Source organism: Cognatishimia sp. (genome assembly GCF_049116455.1).
Taxonomy (GTDB): domain Bacteria; phylum Pseudomonadota; class Alphaproteobacteria; order Rhodobacterales; family Rhodobacteraceae; genus Cognatishimia.
On record NZ_JAGDYW010000003.1, the window covers coordinates 332,846 to 350,191 of the forward strand.

General features: G+C 54.7%; 17 protein-coding genes. 8 read left to right on the forward strand and 9 right to left on the reverse strand.

The genetic code is table 11. The features are described from left to right. Positions 1-10 precede the first annotated feature (10 nt). From JXQ85_RS06520 to JXQ85_RS06530, 3 genes are all read right to left on the reverse strand, one after another. Complete coding sequence (locus JXQ85_RS06520) at positions 11-979, reverse strand: DUF3179 domain-containing protein (RefSeq protein ID WP_421748076.1); 969 nt, start codon at positions 977-979, stop codon at positions 11-13. An 82-nt stretch (positions 980-1,061) separates the two neighbouring features. Beyond that, the gene (locus JXQ85_RS06525; RefSeq protein WP_421748077.1) at positions 1,062-1,610 is read right to left on the reverse strand and encodes a peptidylprolyl isomerase; all 549 of its coding nucleotides are present in this window, start codon (positions 1,608-1,610) and stop codon (positions 1,062-1,064) included. Beyond that, positions 1,600-2,109 carry a peptidylprolyl isomerase gene (locus JXQ85_RS06530; RefSeq protein WP_421748078.1) on the reverse strand — a complete coding sequence of 170 codons (510 nt, stop codon included), beginning with the start codon at positions 2,107-2,109 and terminating at the stop codon, positions 1,600-1,602. The genes JXQ85_RS06525 and JXQ85_RS06530 overlap by 11 nt, the downstream gene beginning before the upstream one ends. Before the next feature lie 246 nt (positions 2,110-2,355). On the opposite strand from JXQ85_RS06530, the gene JXQ85_RS06535 reads away from it, so the two are divergent. From JXQ85_RS06535 to JXQ85_RS06570, 8 genes are all read left to right on the forward strand, one after another. Then, positions 2,356-3,537 (forward strand): phosphoglycerate kinase, encoded by a 1,182-nt coding sequence (locus tag JXQ85_RS06535; RefSeq protein WP_421748079.1) that lies wholly within the window; start codon positions 2,356-2,358, stop codon positions 3,535-3,537. A 215-nt stretch (positions 3,538-3,752) separates the two neighbouring features. Beyond that, entirely contained in the window at positions 3,753-4,646 is an 894-nt protein-coding gene (locus JXQ85_RS06540) for a fructose bisphosphate aldolase (protein ID WP_421748080.1), read from the forward strand. A gap of 104 nt (positions 4,647-4,750) precedes the next feature. Then, complete coding sequence (locus JXQ85_RS06545) at positions 4,751-5,440, forward strand: SOS response-associated peptidase (protein ID WP_421748081.1); 690 nt, start codon at positions 4,751-4,753, stop codon at positions 5,438-5,440. Between the two features lie 164 nt (positions 5,441-5,604). Beyond that, positions 5,605-5,907 (forward strand): FtsB family cell division protein, encoded by a 303-nt coding sequence (locus tag JXQ85_RS06550; RefSeq protein ID WP_265020912.1) that lies wholly within the window; start codon positions 5,605-5,607, stop codon positions 5,905-5,907. Between the two features lie 139 nt (positions 5,908-6,046). Continuing rightward, entirely contained in the window at positions 6,047-7,036 is a 990-nt protein-coding gene (gene pdhA / locus JXQ85_RS06555) for a pyruvate dehydrogenase (acetyl-transferring) E1 component subunit alpha (RefSeq protein WP_421748082.1), read from the forward strand. Between the two features lie 12 nt (positions 7,037-7,048). Beyond that, positions 7,049-7,429, forward strand: a complete 381-nt coding sequence (locus JXQ85_RS06560; RefSeq protein WP_421748083.1) for a VOC family protein — start codon at positions 7,049-7,051, stop codon at positions 7,427-7,429. A 3-nt stretch (positions 7,430-7,432) separates the two neighbouring features. Next, positions 7,433-8,803: a pyruvate dehydrogenase complex E1 component subunit beta gene (locus tag JXQ85_RS06565; RefSeq protein ID WP_421748084.1), complete on the forward strand. Its 1,371-nt coding sequence runs from the start codon at positions 7,433-7,435 to the stop codon at positions 8,801-8,803. A gap of 12 nt (positions 8,804-8,815) precedes the next feature. After that, on the forward strand, positions 8,816-10,114 hold the full coding sequence (locus JXQ85_RS06570) for a pyruvate dehydrogenase complex dihydrolipoamide acetyltransferase (protein WP_421748085.1): 1,299 nt from the start codon (positions 8,816-8,818) through the stop codon (positions 10,112-10,114). 72 nt (positions 10,115-10,186) lie between these two features. On the opposite strand, the gene cysE is transcribed toward JXQ85_RS06570, so the two are convergent. The 6 genes from cysE to JXQ85_RS06600 form a co-directional block, all read right to left on the reverse strand. After that, positions 10,187-10,990, reverse strand: a complete 804-nt coding sequence (gene cysE, locus JXQ85_RS06575; RefSeq protein WP_421748086.1) for a serine O-acetyltransferase — start codon at positions 10,988-10,990, stop codon at positions 10,187-10,189. Positions 10,991-11,097: 107 nt separating this feature from the next. After that, a complete protein-coding gene (locus tag JXQ85_RS06580) occupies positions 11,098-11,457 on the reverse strand; it encodes a hypothetical protein (protein ID WP_421748087.1) in 360 nt (119 codons plus the stop codon). Further along, on the reverse strand, positions 11,454-15,377 hold the full coding sequence (locus tag JXQ85_RS06585) for a baseplate multidomain protein megatron (RefSeq protein ID WP_421748088.1): 3,924 nt from the start codon (positions 15,375-15,377) through the stop codon (positions 11,454-11,456). The genes JXQ85_RS06580 and JXQ85_RS06585 overlap by 4 nt, the downstream gene beginning before the upstream one ends. After that, positions 15,377-15,841, reverse strand: a complete 465-nt coding sequence (locus JXQ85_RS06590; protein ID WP_421748089.1) for an NlpC/P60 family protein — start codon at positions 15,839-15,841, stop codon at positions 15,377-15,379. Before JXQ85_RS06590 ends, JXQ85_RS06585 begins: the two co-directional genes overlap by 1 nt. Then, complete coding sequence (locus JXQ85_RS06595) at positions 15,838-16,713, reverse strand: DUF2163 domain-containing protein (RefSeq protein WP_421748090.1); 876 nt, start codon at positions 16,711-16,713, stop codon at positions 15,838-15,840. The genes JXQ85_RS06590 and JXQ85_RS06595 overlap by 4 nt, the downstream gene beginning before the upstream one ends. Beyond that, positions 16,713-17,345 (reverse strand): phage distal tail protein, Rcc01695 family, encoded by a 633-nt coding sequence (locus JXQ85_RS06600; RefSeq protein ID WP_421748091.1) that lies wholly within the window; start codon positions 17,343-17,345, stop codon positions 16,713-16,715. Before JXQ85_RS06600 ends, JXQ85_RS06595 begins: the two co-directional genes overlap by 1 nt. Position 17,346: the final 1 nt, after the last annotated feature.

Here is a 17,346-nt window from a genome sequence, read left to right on the forward strand (position 1 = left end):
GGGCGAAATTTCAGCCACCCAGCATCCAAGTGCCATCAGGCCAAAAGGCATGATAGGCAAAAGCAAACATCACATCATGTGGCAGATCGTTGCCCGCTGCATCTTTCACCCGGATCGAGCCGACATCCTTGCCGCTGCCAATTTTACCGGTGTCCAAAGCTGACGCCTGCCCAGCAACCCAGCTGATCTGAACGCCAGCCTCATTTATCACAGGTTCCTTTTGCAAACGGCTTAACGGCCAAGCGCGATCGCCAACCCGCACAACCCGCAGCAAGGGCTCAATCCCATGCGGTGGCATTTCACCATTGTATAGAAACGGACGGCGCGAGCTGTCATAGCCGCGATAAGGATTGCTGCCATAGGCGCGATTAAATCGTGGTTCATCCATCACCAAACCATCTGGATTGCGGGTCGAGAATTGCTCCCAGCTTTCCATCCAAGTTGGTAGGGTGATCAATTCAACCCCGTTCATCTGCCCAACGATCCCCTGCCCGATGGCCTGCTGCCACCAGCTTTGGGTTTCGCGGTCATACATGATCATATCGGAATTTCTGAGCTTGCCAGACACCCCGAACGACAAAGTCCCAACCGGCGTGCGACGATCAAAGGTGATGCCAGAATTACACAGCGGACAGAAGGTCACTGCGACGGGAACATCGCCAACTGTATCATTCACAATTTCATGCCATGTCAGATAACGGATCGGATAGGCGCGAGGTGTCTCGCCTTCAATTTCAACCGTAATCACAGGTTCCAAAGGCGCGATGCGGCTTTCATCCGCTACGCTTATGAAAGAAGGATCATCAAGCGCAGGAATACCGTCTTTTGGAGGACCACCTGACAAGACTTCGATCCACTCAACACTCGTGTTGGCGAAATCCGTGTCAGGCCATTCATGTTTCCAAAAATTCGGGTCAGCCGAGGCTGCAGACATGGCCAAGCTCAGGCCAGCCGCTGCTAGAAGGGTTCGAAAACTCATAACGCGCTCCAGTTTGCTTCCTAAAACTGTGCGCATATGTGGGGCCTATTGATAGCCCCACACACGGGTTTGTGACAAAGAATTACTCAGTTACTGAGACTTTTGTCATGACATCAGGCTTGCCGGTGATGGTGCCAGAACGCGGATGACCGCGTTTGATCGCATCCAATACATCCAAACCTTCAGTCACTTTGCCAACAACGGTATATTGCCCGTTCAAGAAGTAACCCGGTTCAAACATGATGAAGAACTGAGAGTTCGCAGAGTTTGGGTTCTGGCTGCGCGCCATGCCCACCACACCGCGCTCATATGGCACGTCTGAAAACTCAGCAGGCAGATCCGGGAAAGCAGACCCGCCAGTGCCGGCACGACGCATGTCGCTGCCCATGATGCCAAATTCGACATCACCGGTCTGCGCCATAAAGCCGTCGATCACGCGGTGAAAGACAACATTGTCATATTTGCCCTGCTCCGCCAACGTGGTGATGCGCTCAACATGCTGAGGCGCCACGTCCTCCAGCAGGTCGATCTTAATCACGCCATTGGCTTCGCCTTCGACAGTGATGTCGATGCCGGATGCAAACGCTGGTCCGGAAACCAGCGCTGCTATCACTGCAAGCTTACGCAACATCTGCTGCAACCTTTACAGAGATCATACGATCAGGGCTTGCAGGTGGCTCGCCTTTAACAATCGCGTCCACGTGCTCCATGCCTTCGATCACACGGCCATAAACGGTGTATTGACCATTCAAGAAGTGGTTGTCGTTGAAGTTGATGAAGAACTGGGAGTTCGCAGAGTCAGGCATTTGGGAACGTGCTGCACCCAAAGTGCCGCGGTCGTGTGGCAGGCTAGAGAATTCTGCCTTCAGGTTTGGCAGGTCAGAGCCACCTGTGCCCGCTGCGCGGATGTTGAAGTTATCTTCCATGTTGCCATTCGCAACGTCGCCGGTCTGCGCCATGAAACCGTCGATCACGCGGTGAAAACACACATTGTCGTACTGACCAGAACGCGCCAGCTCTTTCATGCGGTCTGTGTGACCTGGTGCGACGTCTGGCAGCAGTTCAATCACAACGGTTCCGTCTTTCAGCTCCATCAGGATGGTGTTTTCTGGATCTTTAATGTCGGCCATTTTGGCGCTCCTATTACTATCGTTGAGCGCAAACTAGTCATGGAAGCCCCGAATGCCAAGGCTGCCATTGACCTGTCATGCTAATGCTCTATGCAACAGGTGTCTTTTTGCCTGATAGAATGCTGTTTCTTTGGCGGAAAGCGCTGAAAAATTCTGGTATGTCCGGCGCGTATTATGCATATGTTGGCGCTAACATACCAATGCAAACAGAGCGCCTCGGCGACAAGACTATTAGGAGACAAGCAGATGGCTTGGAAAACTCTGGACGATATGGACCTGAACGGCAAGCGCGTGCTGACCCGTGTGGACATCAACGTACCGATGGAAGATGGCAAGGTAACTGATGCCACCAGGATCGAGCGTATCGTGCCGACCATCAAGGATATCCTTGCGAAAGGCGGCTCTCCGATCCTGCTGGCGCACTTTGGTCGTCCAAAGGGCAAACCCGTGCCTGAAATGTCTTTGGGTCAGCTTGTCCCTGCCCTGTCAGAGGCTTTCGGCACTGAGGTGACTTTCATCGAGCGCCCAAGCCATGATGAGATTTTCGCACTGCCGTCTGACGCCGTTGTACTGATCGAGAACACCCGCTTTAGCCCGATGGAAGAAGCAAACGATCCGCAAATGGCGGGCTTCCTATCCACCTTGGGCGACATTTACTGCAACGACGCCTTTTCTGCGGCGCACCGCGCCCATGCCTCCACCGAAGGTGTCGCACGTTTGATGCCTGCATGCGCAGGTCGCTTGATGCAGGCGGAACTCTCCGCTTTGGAAAGCGCGCTTTCAAAACCAGAACGCCCGGTTGTGGCTGTAGTTGGCGGCGCCAAGGTTTCCACCAAGCTCGAACTGTTGGGCAACCTGGTTGAAAAAGTCGACCACCTGGTGATTGGCGGTGGTATGGCCAATACCTTCCTTGCGGCGCAGGGGCTGCCGGTTGGCAAATCCCTGTGTGAACATGATCTGGCGGACACCGCGCGCGAGATCATGGCAAAGGCCGAATCCGCAGGCTGCGACATTGTTCTACCTGCCGATCTGGTTGTAGCGCGCGAATTCAAAGCCGGTGCCGAGAATGAAACTGTCGCCACCAACGCCTGCCCTGACGACGCAATGATCCTGGATGCTGGCCCCGTGGCAGTTGAGCGGATTTCAGCGATCCTGGATCAAGCCAAAACTCTGATCTGGAACGGCCCACTCGGCGCCTTTGAAATCGAACCATTCAATGCAGCCACCAATGCCGCGGCAGCCAAAGCAGCAGAACTGTCCAAAGCAGGTCAGCTGATCTCTGTCGCAGGGGGCGGTGATACGGTTGCTGCGCTGAATGGTGCCAATGCCGCGGATGATTTCACCTATATATCCACCGCCGGTGGCGCCTTCCTTGAATGGATGGAAGGCAAAACCCTACCGGGTGTTGCGGCGTTGGAAGCGGACTAAACCCTGCCCAAAAAGGCAGCAAAAATTAGGAAATTGAGCGGGTATTCACCCGCTCTTTTTATTTTAGAAACTAAATCAATTTTAAACTTTGGAAAATCTACAACCGAACCCTCAATTGTTAGCGTTACCGGCGTTGCATTCTTGGGCGCACGTCGCTTAGAACCGGGGCAAGGTCCCAGACTGTCGGAAACACCTTCATTTCAAGGCGGAACATAATGTCCAAAACTTCTCAAGCTGAACTCATTCGTGCTGGTAAAGGCTTTATTGCCGCGCTTGATCAATCCGGCGGCTCCACCCCAAAGGCGCTGCGCCTCTACGGTGTTGATGAAACCGCCTATAACAATGACGACGAAATGTTCAGCCTGATCCACGATATGCGTTCCCGTATCGCTCAGGCTCCGGCCTTCACCGGCGACAAGGTGGTTGGCGCAATCTTGTTTGAACGCACCATGGATGGCGATATTGCTGGCAAACCGTCTGCGACGTATCTCTGGGAAGAGCGCGGCGTGGTACCGTTCTTGAAGATCGACAAAGGTCTGGCCGACGAAGACAATGGCGCACAAGTCATGAAGCCCAACCCTGACCTGGACGCACTGCTGGACAAAGCCAACACCAAAGGCATCTTTGGCACCAAAATGCGTTCTGTCATCAATGCCGCGAACGCAGAAGGCATCAAAGCTGTCGTTGGCCAGCAGTTTGACGTAGCCAAGCAGATCATCGCCAAAGGTCTGATGCCAATTGTTGAGCCGGAAGTGACCATTTCCATCGCCGATAAATCCGAAGCAGAAGTCATGCTGCGCGACGAAATCCTCGCGCAACTCGACGCCCTGTCTGAGGATCAAAATGTGATGCTGAAGCTGACCCTGCCAAACGAAGCAAACCTCTATCAGCCATTGGTCGATCACCCACGGGTTCTGCGCGTTGTTGCTCTTTCCGGCGGCTATTCCCGTCAGCAAGCCAACGACATGTTGTCTGTAAACTCCGGCATCATCGCATCTTTCTCGCGTGCGCTGACCGAAGGCTTGTCTGCCCAACAAGACGACGCGGCCTTCAACGGCACCATCGAAGCGACCATCAACGAGATCTACGACGCATCTGTCGCAGGCTAACACCTCGCTCACATGACGACATTCAAAGCCCCTTTGACCCAACGCCAGAGGGGCTTTTTCTTTGCAGGCTTGTCGCCGCCTGCCCTTTCCTTCAAAGTTCTGACATGTGTGGAAAATTCGCAGCCGGCCATCTGACACAAAGACAAATGGCCGAGATCATCGAAGGCTATGTTTACCCCTCTAAGCCGCGCCCTGACAAAGGCGTGGAGACGGCGCAATGGGGCTATAACATCAAGCCCACCAACCAAGTTCCCTGCCTGACGGCGGAACCAGATGGGTTGCATATGACCTCTGCGCGATGGTGGTTTGTGCCGCAATGGCACAAAGGCGATGTGAAAGATTGGAAGGCCACAACCTTTAACGCGAAAATCGAAACGGCATTTGAAAAACCCACCTTCCGCAATGCCTGGGCCAAACAGCGCTGCCTTATTCCCGCTGTCGCCTATTACGAATGGACCGGCCCCAAAGGCGCAAAACAACCCTGGGCGATTAAACCACAGATCAACAGCTCGCATTTCTTCTTTGCTGGGCTTTATTCGGATCTTGGAGAGGGTTTAAAAACCTGCACCATCCTCACTCGTGCCGCTGAGGACCAACTGATAGATATCCACCCGCGCACCCCGGTTATTCTCAGAGAAAGCCAGGGCGCTGACTTCTTGCACCGCACAGTCGACGATGATGAGGTGATCGAAAGTTATGGCACGGGTTGGAATTTTGACGCTTATAAAGTTGATAAGATCGGCGTGCATGATGACGGGCCGGAATTGCTTGACCCGCAGAGATCGCTTTTTTAATCGCCGCGAAACCTCAGCAAGAGTCACCATAACAAGCTGACTCCAAAGACAAAAAAACGAATCATTTTTGCATTTTAGGGATTCACAAAACGAATCACCTATGGCATAGTGAAGTCAGAGGGTCGCAAAGGCCCCAACTTACTGAGGCAGACGTGGCAACAACCATGGCAGTATCCAAATCCCGCCCGGCTATTGGCGCAGCCCTATTCTTTGGGGTGGCGTTCAGTTTAGCAGTCTATTTTACCTTTGCCGCTGTGCAGGGGGATTATGGCTTGTTCCGCCGGGCGGAGATTTCGGCACAAACTCAGCTTTTGGAACAAGAGCTTGAGATGATGCAGGTCGAAGTGGCCCGCATGGAAAACCTAACCAAACGCCTTTCTGACGATTACCTTGATCTTGACCTCGTCGACCAACAAGCCCGCTCGGTTCTGGGCATGCTGCGCGCTGATGAAATGGTCATTCGGTAAACGAGACTCTGACAATCACTGAAATTTTGCTCTGGTGTGTCTGCGCAACCCGTGGTTTCATGGATTCAAAGATAGTTTAAGGCTAAACTATAATGGCCATTAAACTGCAGATGAAACTGCCAGGGAGGGCGCGCATCCAATGGCTGCGAAAAAAGCGACCAAAAAGCCGAATGTCAGCGGTGACACGCTGAAAGAATATTACCGTGAAATGCTACTGATCCGCCGCTTTGAAGAAAAAGCGGGCCAGCTTTATGGCATGGGTCTGATTGGCGGGTTCTGCCACCTTTATATTGGCCAAGAGGCTGTTGTGGTTGGGCTCGAAGCCGCCGCTGAAGAAGGTGACAAACGCCTGACCTCGTATCGTGATCACGGCCATATGCTGGCCTGTGGCATGGATCCAAACGGTGTGATGGCCGAGCTGACGGGCCGCGAAGGCGGGTATTCCAAAGGCAAAGGCGGCTCGATGCATATGTTCAGCAAAGAAAAGCATTTCTATGGCGGTCACGGCATTGTTGGCGCTCAGGTGCCCATTGGTGCAGGGCTTGCTTTTTCAGACAAATACAAAGGCAACAATCGCGTGACCTTCACCTATTTTGGGGATGGTGCGGCGAACCAAGGCCAGGTCTATGAGACTTTCAACATGGCCGCGATCTGGGATCTTCCGGTGATTTTTGTCATTGAAAACAACCAGTACGCTATGGGCACATCACAACAGCGCTCAACATCCACCCCAGATATCTACACCCGCGGCGCAGCTTTTGGCATCCCCGGCGAAGTTGTTGATGGTATGGATGTTTTGGCCGTGAAAGAGGCCGGTGAAAAGGCCGTGATGCACTGCCGCGCAGGCAAAGGACCTTATATCCTCGAGGTGAAAACCTACCGCTACCGCGGTCACTCTATGTCGGACCCGGCCAAATACCGTACCCGCGAAGAAGTACAGCGCGTACGCGAAGAACGGGACCCAATTGAACGCGTCCGTGAGATGCTGTTGACCGGTAAACACGCCTCTGAAGAAGACCTGAAGGCCATCGACAAAGAGATCAAAAAGGTCGTGAACGAAAGCGCCGAATTCGCCAAAACCAGCCCACTGCCCGCTGAAAGCGAGCTGTGGACCGACATTGTGGCGTAAGGAGCTGACATCATGGCACATTTTGAAATATACGTGAAAGATGTTGAGGCCGGTAAGGCCTTTTATTCAGGGCTTTTTGGCTGGGATTTCGCACCAATGCCCGGCGGTGAGGAAATGGAATACAACCTCGCCTCAGGACCGGGACTGGGTGGCGATCTGACTATCGGCATGATGAAACGCCCGGACGAAGCCCATCCAGCAGGGTCAGCTGTTCGTGGTGGCACTATGACGTTCGACGTCCTTGATTGCGACATTATCTACACCTGGGCGCTGGCCAATGGGGGTGCTGAAGCGCTCCCACCCACAGATTTTCCCGGTGTCGGCCGCTGCGCCTATGTAGAAGACGGCCAAGGCAATATCGTTGGCATGATTACCTCGGCAGAAGGATCTTAAGAAATGGCAGTAGAAATTTTGATGCCGGCCCTGTCGCCGACGATGGAAGAAGGCACGCTGGCAAAATGGCTGGTGAAAGAAGGCGATGAGGTCAGCTCTGGCGACATCATTGCGGAAATCGAAACCGACAAAGCGACGATGGAGTTTGAAGCGGTTGATGAAGGTGTAATTGGGCATATTCTGGTGGCGGAAGGCACTGAGAATGTCGCGGTTAACACAGCGATTGCAACACTGCTGGAAGATGGCGAGGAAGCCGGCGCGGCCCCTGCTCCGTCAGCGGCAAACGGCACACCAGCGCCGGTCGCTGCCGAAGCGCCTGTTGCGGCGCAACCTGCGGCAGCTGAAGCCGTGCCGGTCATGAACCTAGAACCAGACTGGCCCGTCGGTACAGAGGTCAAGCAGCAGACCGTGCGCGAAGCGCTGCGTGATGCCATGGCCGAGGAAATGCGCTCGGACGAAGAAGTGTACCTGATGGGCGAAGAGATCGCTGAATATCAGGGGGCTTACAAGATCAGTCAGGGCATGTTGGATGAGTTCGGCAACAAACGTGTCATCGACACGCCGATCACCGAACATGGTTTTGCTGGGATCGCCGTAGGCGCCGCTTTTGGTGGCCTAAAGCCAATTGTCGAGTTCATGACGTTTAACTTCGCGATGCAGGCGATTGATCAGATCATCAACTCTGCAGCCAAGACGCTTTATATGTCAGGTGGCCAAATGGGCTGTCCGATTGTCTTCCGTGGTCCAAACGGTGCAGCCGCCCGCGTCGGCGCGCAACACTCGCAAGACTACGCCGCTTGGTATGCGCAAATTCCTGGTCTGAAGGTGGTCATGCCCTATTCAGCAAGCGACGCCAAAGGCCTGTTGAAAGCTGCGATCCGGGATCCAAACCCGGTGATCTTCTTGGAAAATGAAATCTTGTATGGCCGCTCTTTTGATGTGCCTGTCATGGATGATTTCACCGTGGAAATCGGCAAGGCCCGCGTCTGGCGCAAAGGCAGTGACGTGACCATCGTCAGCTTTGGCATCGGGATGCAATATGCATTGGAAGCTGCTGATAAGCTTGCAGAAGATGGCATTTCCGCCGAAGTCATCGACCTGCGCAGCCTGCGTCCGATCGATTACGATACGGTGCTGGCTTCGGTCATGAAGACCAACCGCTGCGTGACTGTTGAAGAAGGCTTCCCTGTGGGATCCATTGGCAACCACCTGTCAGCTACGATCATGGAAAGGGCGTTTGATTATCTCGACGCGCCAGTGATTAACTGTGCGGGCAAGGATGTTCCGATGCCCTATGCCGCCAACCTTGAAAAACTTGCGCTGGTCACGACCGAAGAGGTCATCGCCGCCGTCAAGCAAGTCACATATCGCTAGGGAGCCATTCAGATGCCAATTGAAATCTTAATGCCTGCGCTCTCTCCGACCATGGAAGAAGGCACACTTGCCAAATGGCTCGTGAAAGAAGGCGACGAAGTGAACTCTGGCGATATCATCGCCGAGATCGAAACCGACAAGGCCACGATGGAATTCGAAGCCGTCGACGAAGGCACCATGGGCCCTCTTTTAGTGGCCGAAGGCAGTGAAGGCGTGAAAGTAAACACTCCCATCGCGATGCTTTTGGAAGAAGGAGAGGACGCAAGTTCTGTTTCCGCACCTTCTCCGGCCGCAGCAGCGCCCGTAGCGGCCAAAGCTGATGCAGCACCACCTGCGCCATCGCCAGCGGTCTCTGCACCGGCGCCGTCAGCACCTGCAGCATCTGACGGTTCCCGCGTCTTTGCCTCACCTCTGGCACGCCGCATTGCCGCAGATAAGGGCGTCGATCTGAATGCGCTCAAAGGCTCCGGCCCTAAAGGTCGCATCGTGAAAGCCGATGTCTTGAATGCTCAACCTGGCGCGGCCCCTGCGGCAGCTCCATCAGCCTCCGCACCAGCCGCAGCGGCACCAATGGCGTCAAGCCCCTCTGCTGACCAAGTGGCCCGCGCTTATGAGGGTCGCGACTACGAAGAGGTCTCGTTGGATGGCATGCGCAAAACCATTGCGGCGCGCCTCACCGAAGCCAAACAGACGGTTCCGCATTTCTATCTGCGCCGTGACATCAAACTGGATGCACTGTTGAAATTCCGCAGTGAAATCAACGCTCAACTGGCGGATCGCGGTGTGAAACTTTCGGTGAATGACTTCATCATCAAAGCCGTGGCGTTGGCGCTGCAATCCGTGCCTGCGGCCAACGCCGTTTGGGCCGGAGATCGCGTGCTGCAGATGAAGGCCAGCGATGTCGCTGTAGCGGTAGCCATCGAAGGTGGCCTGTTTACCCCTGTGCTTCAGGACGCGGAAATGAAATCCCTTTCTACGCTTTCTAGCGAGATGAAAGACCTCGCCACCCGTGCGCGGGACCGTAAACTGGCGCCACATGAATATCAGGGCGGCAGCTTTGCCATTTCCAACCTAGGCATGTTTGGTATCGACAATTTCGACGCCATCGTGAACCCGCCGCACGCAGGCATTCTGGCTGTAGGCGCTGGTGTTAAAAAACCGGTGGTGGATGCAGAAGGCAATCTTGCCGTCGCGACGGTTATGAGCGTGACCATGTCGGTAGATCATCGTGTCATCGACGGCGCGGTTGGATCTGATCTGCTGAAGGCCATTGTCAACAACTTGGAAAATCCAATGGCGATGCTGGCTTAAGGGCCGCCTTAATCAAAAACAAAAAAGCCGCTCAATCCAGCGGCTTTTTTTTATTGCATTATCAGTTCATTATCATTCGATATGCGTCTGATCCATACTTACGGCAGGCTGCGAACAACCCGCGTCGCCAACGATCTTTGCAGGCACACCTGCCACAGTTTTACAGGTCGGCACTTCTTCCAGCACCACGGAACCGGCCGCAATACGAGAGCAGTTGCCCACTTTGATATTTCCCAAAACCTTGGCCCCGGCCCCGATCAGAACGCCATCGCCAATTTTTGGGTGACGGTCTTCTTCTTCTTTGCCGGTCCCGCCTAATGTAACGGAATGCAGCATCGAGACATTGTCGCCGACAACCGCGGTTTCCCCAATCACGATGGAATGGGCATGGTCGATCATGATCCCCTGCCCGATACGTGCATTGGGGTGAATATCGATGCCAAAGACTTCAGAGCAGCGCATCTGGAAGAAGTAAGCCATATCCTTACGACCATTCTGCCACAGCCAGTGAGCCACGCGGTAAGCTTGGATGGCTTGGAAACCTTTGAAAAACAGCATCGGCTGGATCAGACGATGGCACGCCGGGTCGCGTTCAAACACCGCTGTCAAATCCGCACGGGCCGCCATGGCAACGCTTGGATCGCTGGCATAAGCCTCGTCACAGATTTCGCGTAACAGCTGTTCTGACATCTCACCAGAGGCCAGTTTCAGCGACACGCGATAGCTCAGCGCCTGTTCGATCGACTTATGGTGCAGGATCGACGAATGGATCAAACCGCCCAACAGCGGCTCTTCCTGTAAAGCGTCCTGACCCTCACGCAGGATTTGCGTCCAGACTGGGTCCAGCTCTTGGATGATGGGGCGACGTTCTGCCATGCAACATTCCTCTCTTGCCTGATGATATACCACTTAGGGATTTCAGAGCAAATTCAAGGTTGTTATGGAAAGTATCACTGTGACAAATGCAAGACGCCCCAGTGATATCAGGGAGAATGTTCTGTAAAATCTTCGCGATTAGGACGATTTACCTGTGGCCGGCCTAGCGTATCACCACGTTTCACGGCCCGCCATTCCTGCAATCGAGTGATCACCAAAAGCAAAGTATCGCAGAAATCTGGGTCATTGAATTTTGGTGCTCCCAGTGGAGCGCCATCCAGCCCAACCCGCCCCATCAAGCTACCATTCCCCCATCTTGGATGACATTGACCATGACGTTTGTGATATTTATCTGCCCAGTCAGCCTCCTGTAGCATTTGATCACAGGCGCTGCGCCGTTCACACAGTGGCATTGCAGCAATCCGATGGGCGAGCGCAAAGACATCGCCCGCCAAAACCATCCTCATGCAGGCACCGCAATCGTGATCTGCGCGAAAGGCCCCGCCCCATAGAGTGCTGAGATCTGAGCCACCTGCAGATCCAAAACCCCATCGATGCTCCATGAGGACGCCGTCGCATGTGACAGGTTGAGTTCTGGCTGTTGCGCAAACTCTGAATGCAAAAGCACCCCATCGGCTCGCACTTCGACCAAGTAGCTTTCCGTTTCCTCACCAAGCGGGATTTCAGGCAGCTCCCAGTTATCCCCGCCAATGCGGCTGCGCCTGATCCAGTTGACTAATAGATCACCGCTGGCGTTCCATTCAGCGTTCAAATGCACGGGCCTAAAGGGCCGTAACCCATTACCGGCAAACTGATGTACCTGCTCTGTATAAATCGGATCCGACACTGGATATCCAGCAGGTCCCACTCGGTAGGTTTTCTCCAACCCCAGAGATGCCAAAGGCAAAACCATCTGATCCACTGCGCCATTCAACAGCACAAACCAAGACCCTGCAGGCCACTCACCCGGCTGCACACCATCGCTGCCCGCCTGCCCTCGCAAACAATCCGATATTGCATAGGTCTTTTCAGAAATCAGCTCAGCTGTCGCAAACTGCAAAACTTCCCAGTTTCCGGCGGTACCATCGCCAATCAGCGCCACATTACCACCTTGCAGAACAGACGCTTCTGGCTGGCTTTCCAAAGCGCCATGAATCAGCTTCACCTCGACCGGTGCGGATCGATCCCACACGCCTGCCTGTACACTGGGCAATACCTCTTGCAGCTGACCCACAATCGGGCGGTTCGACAAAACGGTGTTCAGTTGGAAACCGCTGTCTCCAAAGGCGCTATAGACCGCCGCCGGCCCAGGCCAAGGATCCGCGACTGCTACTACGTGCGGGCTATGGGCGTTTTCATCGCCCCGGATCAACGGCAGGTCCATAAACAAAGGTGTCACCGGCACCGGAGAGGAAAATCCACATAAAGCATCATCCGTCACCATCGGCATAGCTGGCTCATAGAGTTCTTTTGCCACTCGCGTTGCAAAACACTGAATCGCCTCAGCGATTTCCATCCGGTCAATTCGGTATAGATGCGCCTCACCGTTTTCATCATCAATCTCAATGACCTGCCCAACCTGCAGAGCCAATTGCGACAGGGGTAAAGCGAAGCTCATGGTATCCTTGGCCAGTTGTGCCTCAGCCAGCCAACGTTCCGCTACCAACCGTGCTTCTCCGCGTTGCATCGAGAGGTTAAACTCGCTGGTCGACACGTTGTGGGTCTCTTGATCCGGCAAAATCGCCTCTTCGGCCAACGTATCAAAATCCCCAACCGCATCCACCGCCTGAACCCGCACTCGGCCGATCACCTCTGCCTCTGACATACGCTGGCGTTCGATACCAAAAGGCAGGTCTTCGGTGATGCCCAGATAAACTTCGTCTAGCTTCAATGCCGCCTCGGCATCGCGCATGACAAAGCTCAACACACCATTGCGATCCACCGCATCAAAGCCATATCGGATCATCAAGGGTTCAAGCATCTGCCGCGCCGACGTCACCTGATCCACTGCATAGCCGCGTACCATGCCAGATAGCCCAGACACATCAAACCGGTTCACACCTGCCACCTCACAAATTTCGCGCACAACCGAGGCCAAAGATCGATGCGTCGTGCGCCCGGAAATCCAATGGCCAGCCCTATAATTGTCCCCATCGCTCCATAGGTCCCTATTGCGCGGGAACCGAGGAAATGGCCGCGTATCCCAAGCCCAGACATAGGCCTGCGACATATCAATCATCGGGCCATCATAGACTTCAGACACCGGGTTGTTGGCCTCATCCGCCCAGTAGCGATACTGCGCTTTCAGATACTGATGCTGAATAAAATCATCCGGTATCCCATTGGAAAAATACGGCAAACTGCTTTCAGACGACTTCGGATCCAGAAACTTATTGGGCTGGTTGGTGCCTTTGTCGACCGCTGCACAACCAAGCTCTGTAAAGACAATCGGCTTTGACTGCGCCTCCCAAGCTGTCGCCTCCGCCTGCCTCACGCCATTAATGCGCTCATGATGCGCATTCGCCCACCAATTGCTGATGTCCTTGTAGCGATAGACCCAGGGCTCGCCATAAGCCCCATCCTCAATCGACGTGCGTATCTGCGCCTCGCGCGCTTCATCCGAGTGGTAATACCAATCATACCCCTCGCCGCCTTCGATATTGGCCATGAGGTAGTCAAGATCATAGATCGAGCCATGGTCCGCATCCGCATGCCCTGCCTCATCTCGCCAATCAGACAGAGACATATAGTTATCAATGCCGACAAAATCCAAATCATCATCCGCCCAAAGTCGATCCAGATGGAAATACCGATCTCCTGAGCCATCCTCGGGTTGATAGCCAAAATACTCTGACCAATCAGCGGCATAGCTCAGCTTTACATCCGGCCCAAGGATCACACGCACCTCACGCAGCAAATCAATAAGCTGGGTCACGGCCACAAACTCTCGACCTTCCCCTCGAATAGACGTCAGCCCACGCATCTCTGATCCAATGCAAAAGGCATCCACGCCGCCCGCCGCTGCACAAAGCGCAGCTTGATGCAAAATAAACCGCCGATATCGCCACTCGGGCGGACCAGAATAGGTCACTGCCCTATTTGATACGACAAAATCACTGGCACTCGCTGTTCCAAAAAACGCCGCGACCTCAGCCTCTGCCGCCACCGTTCCGTCTGGACTTCCTTCCTGCCCCGGAGCCGCCGAAAGCGTAATCCGCCCCCTCCATGGTAAGGCAGGCTGGCCATCTTCACCCGTCCAAGGGTCAGGCAATATATTCCCAGCCCTTTGTTCCATCAAAACAAAGGGGTAATACATCACCGACCGCCCCTGTGCCTTCAGATACTCAATCGCTTGAACCACCGATTGGTCCGAAGGTGTCCCCCCGTAAACAGGCCGATCTCCAACCACAGGCACCTCCTGCGCTTGGCTTCGAGATACTCCCGAGACTTGCCAAGGCATCGTCCCATCGGTCGCTATGGTCTCAACCCGCGGCCCAATCTCGCACTCACCACAACGCAAGTCCGTGCCAAACCAACTGGTAATCAGCGACACCGCCCCGCAATTCGGCAACTCACTATCAAGCGCATCCATCGTGGTCACAAAATCTGCTTGATTACCCGGCGCGTTCACATTCGCAGGTTCCGACTGCCCCGGACCTTTTTCCAGATAAACGGGCTCAGTTGCCAAAGCGTATTCCCCCGTCCCCGGGATCAAAGCCACCGCCTGTGTTGCTCGCGTCGGTTCAAACGCAGTATCTGGCTGCTCAACCGGCGTAGGCCGCGATACCTCAAAGGAAAACTGCGGAATACGATTGCCGTAGGGCGCGAGATCCAGATCCTCGAAAACCACATAAGCCAAACCACGATAGGCTGGCACCGTGCCCACGCCTTCAACGGCTTCCATCTTAGGATCCGGCAGTTGGCCTTCGCTGCCGTCATAAATCCGCATCGTCACGCTTTTCTGCGATACCTCGCGCCCATCCGCCCATAGCCGCGTGACACCCGAAATCTGCCCCTCACAAAGCCCAATCGCCAGGGAGATCGTATAGCTGATCTCATTCACCTTCGGACGGCTCGGCATCCCCTTGCCGCCACCGGTCTGGGTCACAACTTCTTGAAACTGCGTCGCCCAAATAACATGGCCCCCGATACGCATACGACCAAAAACCTGCGTAATCGCGCGGCCCTCAGCGGACCCCGTGATGCGATATCGGTCAATTCGCCCCGTTTCCACAGCCGCCCCACTGCCCATCAAGCGCTGATCAATCGCATTGCCAAGCAGCCCTCCTGCAAAGCGCCCAATCGCCACTGAAGACAAGCCCAGAACCGAGCCGCCAACGGCTCCACCAATCGCTGCCCCAGCAGCGGACAAAAGCATCGTCGCCATTAGCTTGCCTCCTCAACAGATTGAATTGGATAAGAAAACCGCGCCACGACCCGGCGCGCCCAGGGGGCACTCAATGGGCTTTCCACCACTGCATGCCCTCCGAAGGCATGAATGAAGGCAGGCGTTTCTCCAATGCACGACTGTATCCCAAGATGCTTCGCCATCGCCCCATCGCGCATTCGAAACAGGATCACATCACCCAACGCGGGAACCCTCGTCGGCTTCACAAGCAAGTTCCGTCGCGCTGCCGCCCATAACGCCTCTTGTCCTGAAATTTCAGACCAATCCGCAGTATAAGCAGGTGCCTCTTCGGGCTCTTCTCCGAGGACGCCACGCCAAACCCCACGCACCAGTCCCAAACAATCGCACCCTGCATGTTTAACCGATGCCTGATGCACATATGGCGTGCCAATCCACGCGCGTGCCTCTTGTAGGACCTGCTGCGCTATTGCCGTATCTGTCATCGCAAACTCCTACCAGAGTTTGCCCCGTCCTGACGCGGTAAAGTCGTGATCCACTCATCGCCAGGAACATCCGGGAACCCTCTAAAATTCAGAGTGTTAGAAAACTTGAATTGGCAGGTTGCGAAGCGCTTGTCACAGCCCGCAACCACCCTAATTTGATCTCCGGCGTTCAAAGACGCAGGTAAAGGTGTCCAAAGGGTAAGCTCGCGCCGCCCATCGGCAACCTCGTCTGATTTCACTATACCCGTAAAGCCGCGCGCCTCATCCACAACAACCCCGTGCTGAAACCACCCGGCCACAAAATTGTCATTCAGCGCAACTTCAATCACTTCAGGGCTATGCTGCTCGACAACCTCAAACACAGCAGAGAAAATTGGATCATGAATATCTACACCACATTGCTTATCCCCAAGCACTGCGCTGCAAGGTTTCTGATAGACCCGCCCCATCGGTTGGTTCAGTGGTTCTGATAATCCACGCAACTCCGCCCGAAAGGCCCCGCCACTGCGCGTAATCTCCCCGATATGCCCTGCAAACAGGATGCAGCGCTGCGAGACATCGGCCCAATTCACCAGCCAACAGGTGACTTCAGCATGATCAAACCGCCCCGCTGAAATCTCTTCCTCCGAAATCGACACATCGCTCAACACACCCAGCGCCTCGGAATTATCGACGTTCAGCCCAGTACCCTGCTCCAACGCCAACGCTGTCAGGCCAGATCCAGAGCCAAAAATCTGCCCCTCAAACGCCAAATCACAATCATGGTCGGTAAACCCAAAGGTGACGCCATCGCGCCGCTTGACCTGCCAACAGCGCGCCAAAGTCGTCAAACCGGTGCGTAGATGCGCTTCAAATTCCGCAGAAATACTCATCAGACACGCACCTCAACCACCGGCACATTCGGCATATCACCCGCTTGAAAACTCGCCACGCTTGTTTGAATGCGGTCCGTGTCAAAGCGCACCGGCACATCAAACTCAAAACCCGCCGTCACCTGTTCCCCAGGGGAAGGTGCCACGGCAAATGTGATCTCCCCGCGCGCTGTATCTAACGTAAAATCAACAGCTTCCTGCTGTTCTGTATCCGCAACGCCAACCCGCACGGTACCAGCGACGGGCTTCAAGATAGGCCGCGTATAGCGCGCCTCCCCACTGCGATAGACCTTATGCAGCTGAAACACATGCTCTGCGCCATCCCCTTCACCAATCACCTGATCGCGAAAATCCACATCCGCCAGCGCCTTGCCAGATTTGTAGTCAGACCAATCCTTCCAGCGAAACCCATAAAGCTGCCCACGCCGCGCTTCAAAAAAGGAAATTAGCACCTCGATGTCGTCCAAAGATCGCATTCCGACCCCCGCATCATAACGCCGCCGCGCATGCGCCCAGGGTGTGTTGCGCTCTTCAAACCCATTTGAAAGCGTCACGATATCTGTGCGCCGTTCGGGCCCACCGACAGATCCAAAGCTCAAATTCGCCGGAAATCTCACTTCATGAAAACTCATC

Bases quoted from the DNA above. Each gene is read 5' to 3' on its own strand.
- JXQ85_RS06520 (WP_421748076.1), bottom strand. From the start codon at position 979: ATGAGTTTTCGAACCCTTCTAGCAGCGGCTGGCCTGAGCTTGGCCATG.
- JXQ85_RS06525 (WP_421748077.1), bottom strand. From the start codon at position 1,610: ATGTTGCGTAAGCTTGCAGTGATAGCAGCGCTGGTTTCCGGACCAGCG.
- JXQ85_RS06530 (WP_421748078.1), bottom strand. From the start codon at position 2,109: ATGGCCGACATTAAAGATCCAGAAAACACCATCCTGATGGAGCTGAAA.
- JXQ85_RS06535 (WP_421748079.1), top strand. From the start codon at position 2,356: ATGGCTTGGAAAACTCTGGACGATATGGACCTGAACGGCAAGCGCGTG.
- JXQ85_RS06540 (WP_421748080.1), top strand. From the start codon at position 3,753: ATGTCCAAAACTTCTCAAGCTGAACTCATTCGTGCTGGTAAAGGCTTT.
- JXQ85_RS06545 (WP_421748081.1), top strand. From the start codon at position 4,751: ATGTGTGGAAAATTCGCAGCCGGCCATCTGACACAAAGACAAATGGCC.
- JXQ85_RS06550 (WP_265020912.1), top strand. From the start codon at position 5,605: ATGGCAGTATCCAAATCCCGCCCGGCTATTGGCGCAGCCCTATTCTTT.
- pdhA (WP_421748082.1), top strand. From the start codon at position 6,047: ATGGCTGCGAAAAAAGCGACCAAAAAGCCGAATGTCAGCGGTGACACG.
- JXQ85_RS06560 (WP_421748083.1), top strand. From the start codon at position 7,049: ATGGCACATTTTGAAATATACGTGAAAGATGTTGAGGCCGGTAAGGCC.
- JXQ85_RS06565 (WP_421748084.1), top strand. From the start codon at position 7,433: ATGGCAGTAGAAATTTTGATGCCGGCCCTGTCGCCGACGATGGAAGAA.
- JXQ85_RS06570 (WP_421748085.1), top strand. From the start codon at position 8,816: ATGCCAATTGAAATCTTAATGCCTGCGCTCTCTCCGACCATGGAAGAA.
- cysE (WP_421748086.1), bottom strand. From the start codon at position 10,990: ATGGCAGAACGTCGCCCCATCATCCAAGAGCTGGACCCAGTCTGGACG.
- JXQ85_RS06580 (WP_421748087.1), bottom strand. From the start codon at position 11,457: ATGAGGATGGTTTTGGCGGGCGATGTCTTTGCGCTCGCCCATCGGATT.
- JXQ85_RS06585 (WP_421748088.1), bottom strand. From the start codon at position 15,377: ATGGCGACGATGCTTTTGTCCGCTGCTGGGGCAGCGATTGGTGGAGCC.
- JXQ85_RS06590 (WP_421748089.1), bottom strand. From the start codon at position 15,841: ATGACAGATACGGCAATAGCGCAGCAGGTCCTACAAGAGGCACGCGCG.
- JXQ85_RS06595 (WP_421748090.1), bottom strand. From the start codon at position 16,713: ATGAGTATTTCTGCGGAATTTGAAGCGCATCTACGCACCGGTTTGACG.
- JXQ85_RS06600 (WP_421748091.1), bottom strand. From the start codon at position 17,345: ATGAGTTTTCATGAAGTGAGATTTCCGGCGAATTTGAGCTTTGGATCT.